The sequence below is a fragment of the Streptomyces sp. NPDC001880 genome, from assembly GCF_053594575.1.
Genome location: NZ_JBSFET010000176.1, coordinates 1 through 5717, shown reverse-complemented (window position 1 = coordinate 5717; position 5717 = coordinate 1). Strand labels below are relative to the sequence as shown.

The following is a 5717-nucleotide window of genomic DNA, read 5'->3' as shown; positions in this document are numbered from 1 at the left end:
GTCACGGTGCTGGAGACGCTGCCGCTCACCGCGAACGGCAAGGTCGACCGGGCTGCCCTCCCGGCGCCGGTGTTCGCGGACCGTTCGGAGTACGTCGCGCCGAACACCCTCCAGGAGCACCTGCTCGCGCTGCTCTTCGCCGACGTACTCGGTGTCGAGCGGGTCGGCCTGGAGGACGAGTTCTTCCAGCTCGGCGGGCACTCCCTGCTGGCCACCCAGCTGATGGCCCGCATCCGCGAACAGTTCCGCATCGAACTGCCGTTGCGGGTGCTGTTCGAGAACCCGGGGATGCGGGAGCTGGCCGCCGTGATCGCCCGCGCCGAGGCCGAGCAGGCGACGACTCCGGATGTCGCCGAGCTGGAGCAGCTGCTCGCGGAGATCGGCGACCTGTCGGACGAGGAGATCGAGGAGCGGCTGGCCCGTGAGGACTGACCGCGACCACGGCCGGCCCGGCGCAGGAGGCGGGCCGGCCTCAGCAACACGGAACGAGGAGAGGCACGTGAAGCCCAAGACCGGCCGCTGGTTCGCGGCGGAGACGACGGCACCGGACGCGGTGGCGCGGCTGTTCTGCCTGCCGCACGCGGGCGCGGGCGCGTCGGCGTACCGAGGGTGGCAGGCCAGGGTCGGCCCGGACGTCGAGGTGGCGCCCGTGCAGTTGCCGGGCCGGGAGGCCCGGTTCTCCGAGCCGCCGGTCACCTCGGCGGCCGAGATCGCCAGGGAACTGTGCGAGCACCTAGTGGAGCGCGCGGGTGGCAAGCCGTTCGCGCTGTTCGGCCACAGCATGGGCGCCCTGCTCGCGTACGAGCTGACGCACGAGCTGGTGGGGGCCGGCCGGCCCCCGGTCCATCTCGTCGTCTCGGGCTACGGGGCGCCGAACCTGCCGCGGCCGGCCGTGTACGGGGTCGTGCACCAGCTGCCGGACGACCGGCTGGCACGGCACATCGAGGGCCTGCAGGGCACGGCGGGTGAGGTGTTGCAACACCCGGAGCTGCTGGAGCTGCTGCTGCCGGTCCTGCGGGCCGACTACGAGCTGTGCGAGACGTACCGCTTCGTCGAGCGGCCGCCGCTGCCCGTGCCGGTGACCGCGCTGGGCGGTACCGAGGACCCGGCGACGACCGAGCCGATGCTGCGCGCGTGGGGCGGGCTCACGACGGCGGCATTCACGGCCACCGGCTATCCGGGCGGGCACTTCTATCTGACCGAACAGCTCGACGACGTCACGCGCGTCGCCCGTGACGCCGCGCTCCGGCCGGCACGGCGGGACTGAGCCCGTACCCGATCCCGCACCGGTGCCCCGCGTCGAGCCTGCGACCCGGGGCCCGCCGCACTCGTCATCCGAGCCCGTGACCCGGGCTCGTGACCGACCGACCCCGTACTGGCACACGTATCCGAGGAGGCTGACGGTGGACAGGGAAGCGCGCATTCGCCACTACTACGAGCTGGTGGACAAGGGCGATGTGCCCGGGCTCGTCGAGCTTTTCGACCCGGCGGCGGTCTACCGCCGCCCCGGCTACGATCCCCTGGTCGGCAGGGAAGCGCTGGAGAGGTTCTACCGGGAACAGCGGGCCATCAAGGAAGGGCGGCACGCCTTGGCCGCCACCCTGGTGGGGGAGGACGGCGTCGCGGTGCACGGGACGTTCGATGGAACGCTGCACGACGGGCTGGAGGTGTCGCTGCGCTTCGCCGACTTCTTCACGTTCTCCGCCGACGGAACGTTCCGCACGCGCGACACCTTCTTCTTCGCGCCCCTCGTCTGACACGGCACCACCGCGCCACGGCACCGCAGAGAATGAGGAGACGAGGGTGACGACGAGACACGAGTTCGGCGAGACATTCACCGACCACATGGTGACGCTTTCCGGGGACGCGGAGGCAGGCTGGGCCGGCCGCCGGTGGGTGCTGCCCTTCGGCAATCTGCGGATCAGCCCGGCGATGGCGGGGCTGCACTACGGGCAGGTGGTGTTCGAGGGCCTGAAGGTGTACCGCCGGCAGGACGGCACGCTCGGCACCTTCCGGCCTGAGGCGCACGCGCGCCGCTTCCAGCAGTCGGCGCGGCGCCTGGCCATGCCGGAGCTGCCGGAGGAACTCTTCCCGGAGGCGGTCGACGCGTTCGTCCGCGCGGACGGCGGGGCGCTGCCGGCCGACGACGAGGGCTTGAGCCTCTACCTGCGGCCGGTGCTGTTCGCCAGCGAGGCCTCCCTGGCGCTGCGCCTCGCCCGCGCGTACACCTTCCTGCTCATGGGCTTCGTGACCGGCGGTTTCTTCTCGGACCGGCCTGAGCCGGTGTCGGTGCTGATCAGCCGGGAGTTCTCGCGGGCCGCCCCGGGCGGTACGGGCCAGGCCAAGTGCGCCGGCAACTACGCGGGCGCCTTCCTCGCCCAGCAGGCGGCCGCCGACGCCGGCTGCCGGCAGGTGGTGTGGCTGGACGCGGTGGAGAACCGCTGGGTCGAGGAGATGGGCGGCATGAACCTCTTCTTCGTCCGCGGGACCGGACCGGACGCCACCGTGGTGACCCCGGCGCTCACCGGAACGCTGCTCCCGGGCGTCACCCGGTACTCGCTGCTGATGCTCGCTCAGGAGCGGGGCCTTGCCGTCGCGGAGGAGCGGATCTCGGTCGAACAGTGGCGCAAGGAGAGCGAGGAGGGCGTCATCACCGAGACGTTCGCCTGCGGCACGGCGGCGCTGGTCACACCGGTCGGGCACGTGCGCGACGGTGAAGGCGAGTGGCTGATCGGCGGGGGCGAGCCGGGCCCGGTGACCATGGAGCTGAGGGCGGCGCTCACTGACATCCACCAAGGTCGCACGGTTGACAGCCGAGGATGGGTACGCTGCCAACCCCAGCTGGTCGAGGGACAGCTCATCGAGGGCACCGAGCACACCGAAAGCCCCGAGAGCATCGACAACATCCAGAACATCGGGAACGAGGGATAGGGACCCATGGCGCTTTCTTACGACATCGCGGGCACCGGCGACACCGTAGTCCTCCTGCACTCCTCCGCGTGTGACCGGCGCATGTGGGAGCCGCAGTGGCAGGACCTCATCGACGCGGGTTACCGGGTGGTGCGGTGCGACTTCCGGGGGTACGGGGAGACGCCCGTGCCGCACCAGCCGGGCAACGACGCGGAGGACGTGCTGGAACTCCTCGACGAGCTCGGCATCGAAAAGGCCGCGGTCGTCGGCGCTTCCTACGGCGGACGGGTCGCCCTGGAGGTCGCGGCGCGCTGGCCGGAGCGGGTGAACACGCTGGCCCTGCTGTCGGCCGGCTCGCCCCTCCACCCGTCCACCGAGGAGCTGGACTCGTTCGACGAGCAGGAGGAGTCCCTGGTCGATGCTGACGACCTGGACGGGGCCGTGGAACTCAACGTCAGCACCTGGCTGGGACCGGACGCCGACGAGGAGACCCGGGAGCTGGTGCGCGTCATGCAGCGGCACGCCTATGACGTGCAGCTGGCCGCCGAGGAGGAGTTCGACCCGCTGGAGGTCGAGTTCGAGCCGTCGGCGATCGCCGCGCGCACACTGATCGTGACGGGCAAGCATGACATGAACTACTTCAACGACGTGGCCCAGGACCTGGCCGACCGGATCAGCGACGCGCGGCTCGTGCACCTGCCGTGGGGCGGTCATCTGCCCAGCCTGGAGCGCCCCAAGGAGATCTCCGTGCTGCTCGTCGACTTCCTGCGCGCCTGAACCCCGATCCACCGGCTTGATTCCCGGTGATCATTTACCTGGGGTTCGGGTTGGCCAGCTGGTGGAGGGCGTGGGGTAGCCGCTGGTCTGAGGCTGATCCCTTGGAGTGGACACCCTGACAATGGATCTTGATGGTCCAGGAAGGGATGTCCAGGTGGGACGCCAGTCTCCATGCTCGGAGGGGTTCCGGAGGGACGCCGTCGTGCTGTATCGCGCGGGCGGCAAGCGCACGTATGCGGCGGTGGCCGCGGATCTCGGGATCACGGCCGGGTCTCTGCGCACGTGGGTCCAGGACGGCGGAGTACCCGCGTCGACCGCTCGTGGCGGGAACGGCCTGGAGGGCCGGGCCGAGGAGCTGACCCGGCTGCGGGCCGAGAACGCCAGGCTGCTGAAGGCAGAAGGAGTGGCAGCTGGAGCGCGAGATCCTGCGCCGGGCAGCCGCCTGTTGCGCCGAGGAGGTGAAGTGAAGGACCGCCGCTGGGACTTCACCTCCGGTCACCGCGCCGACTTCGGCGTGCAGCGGCTGTGCCGGGTGATGGGTGTGTCCCGCGCCGGCTACTACCGGCACCGGGCCACCGCCCAGGCCCTCGGCCGGTTCATCGCTCGCCTCCCTCCGTCCTCTCGTCGTCGACGATCTCCGCGTCGACGACCTCCTCCTCGTCGCTTCCTTGCCCGGCCTGGGACGCGGAGTCGGCGTCGCTTCCGGCACCCGGTGCCTGGGCGTAGAGGGCGCCGCCGATCTTCTGCGAGACCGCGGCCGCCTTCTCCATGGCGGTACGGATCGCGACGGTGTCCTCGCCCTTCAGCTTCTCCTTGACGTCCGCGAGGGCGGCCTCCGTCTCGGTCTTCACGTCACCGGGGATCTTGTCCGCGTTGTCGGACAGGAGCTTCTCGGTCTGGTAGACGAGCTGCTCGGCCTGGTTGCGGGTCTCGGCGGCCTCGCGGCGGCGCCGGTCGTCCTCGGCGTGTGCTTCCGCATCGCGCATCATGCGGTCGATGTCGTCCTTCGGCAGGGCGGAGCCGCCGGTGACGGTCATCTTCTGCTCCTTGCCCGTGCCCAGGTCCTTCGCGGTCACGTGCATGATTCCGTTGGCGTCGATATCGAATCCGACCTCGATCTGCGGGACGCCGCGCGGGGCCGGCGGCAGACCGGTCAGCTCGAACATCCCGAGCTTCTTGTTGTACGCCGCGATCTCGCGCTCGCCCTGGTAGACCTGAATCTGCACGGACGGCTGGTTGTCCTCGGCCGTCGTGAAGATCTCGGAGCGCTTGGTCGGGATCGTGGTGTTGCGCTCGATCAGCTTGGTCATGATGCCGCCCTTGGTCTCGATACCGAGGGACAGCGGGGTCACGTCGAGGAGCAGGACGTCCTTGACCTCACCCTTTAGCACACCGGCCTGCAGGGCCGCGCCGATGGCCACGACCTCGTCCGGGTTCACACCCTTGTGCGGATCCCTCCCCGTCAACTCCCTGACCAGATCGGTCACCGCGGGCATGCGCGTGGAACCGCCCACCATAATCACGTGATTGATCGCCGAGACAGAGATCCCCGCGTCCTTGATCGCGCTGTGGAACGGGCCCTTACAGCGGTCCAGCAGGTCCTGAGTGAGCTGCTTGAAGTGGGCGCGCGTCAGCTTCTCGTCCAGATGCAGCGCACCCTCGGACGACGCGGTGATATACGGCAGGCTGATCGTCGTCTCCGTCGCTGCGGACAGCTCGATCTTCGCTTTCTCCGCCGCCTCGCGCAGCCGCTGCGTGGCCATCTTGTCCTTGGACAAGTCGATACCGTACGCGTTCTTGAACTGCTTGGTCAGATGGTCGACGATCCGCTGGTCCCAGTCGTCACCACCCAGGTGCGTGTCACCGTTGGTGGACTTCACCTCCACCACGCCCTCGCCGATCTCCAACAGCGAGACGTCGAAGGTGCCGCCACCCAGGTCGAACACCAGGATCGTCTGGTCCCGCTCCTTGTCCAGACCGTATGCGAGCGCCGCTGCTGTCGGCTCGTTGATGATCCGCAGCACCTTCAG

Annotated in this window: 6 protein-coding genes and 1 pseudogene; 6 read left to right on the top strand and 1 reads right to left on the bottom strand. The window is 69.7% G+C overall.

Annotated elements, in window-relative coordinates; all coding sequences use genetic code 11:
• The 6 genes and pseudogenes from ACWCQ6_RS35365 to ACWCQ6_RS35340 form a co-directional block, all read left to right on the top strand.
• The coding region (locus tag ACWCQ6_RS35365; RefSeq protein WP_451096353.1) for a phosphopantetheine-binding protein at nt 1–432 on the top strand (432 nt) is incomplete at its 5' end.
• A 67-nt stretch (nt 433–499) separates the two neighbouring features.
• A complete protein-coding gene (locus ACWCQ6_RS35360; protein WP_451096351.1) occupies nt 500–1267 on the top strand; it encodes a thioesterase II family protein in 768 nt (255 codons plus the stop codon).
• A gap of 136 nt (nt 1268–1403) precedes the next feature.
• Entirely contained in the window at nt 1404–1757 is a 354-nt protein-coding gene (locus tag ACWCQ6_RS35355; protein ID WP_451096349.1) for a nuclear transport factor 2 family protein, read from the top strand.
• Nucleotides 1642–2931, top strand: a complete 1290-nt coding sequence (locus ACWCQ6_RS35350) for a branched-chain amino acid aminotransferase (protein WP_451096347.1) — start codon at nt 1642–1644, stop codon at nt 2929–2931. Before ACWCQ6_RS35355 ends, ACWCQ6_RS35350 begins: the two co-directional genes overlap by 116 nt.
• 6 nt (nt 2932–2937) lie before the next feature.
• Complete coding sequence (locus ACWCQ6_RS35345; protein WP_451096345.1) at nt 2938–3687, top strand: alpha/beta fold hydrolase; 750 nt, start codon at nt 2938–2940, stop codon at nt 3685–3687.
• A 154-nt stretch (nt 3688–3841) separates the two neighbouring features.
• A pseudogene (locus tag ACWCQ6_RS35340) lies at nt 3842–4273 on the top strand (transposase); the annotation flags it as partial.
• Between the two features lie 10 nt (nt 4274–4283).
• On the opposite strand, the gene dnaK reads toward ACWCQ6_RS35340, so the two are convergent.
• On the bottom strand, nt 4284–5717 hold a 1434-nt coding region (gene dnaK / locus ACWCQ6_RS35335; protein WP_451096343.1), incomplete at its 5' end, for a molecular chaperone DnaK.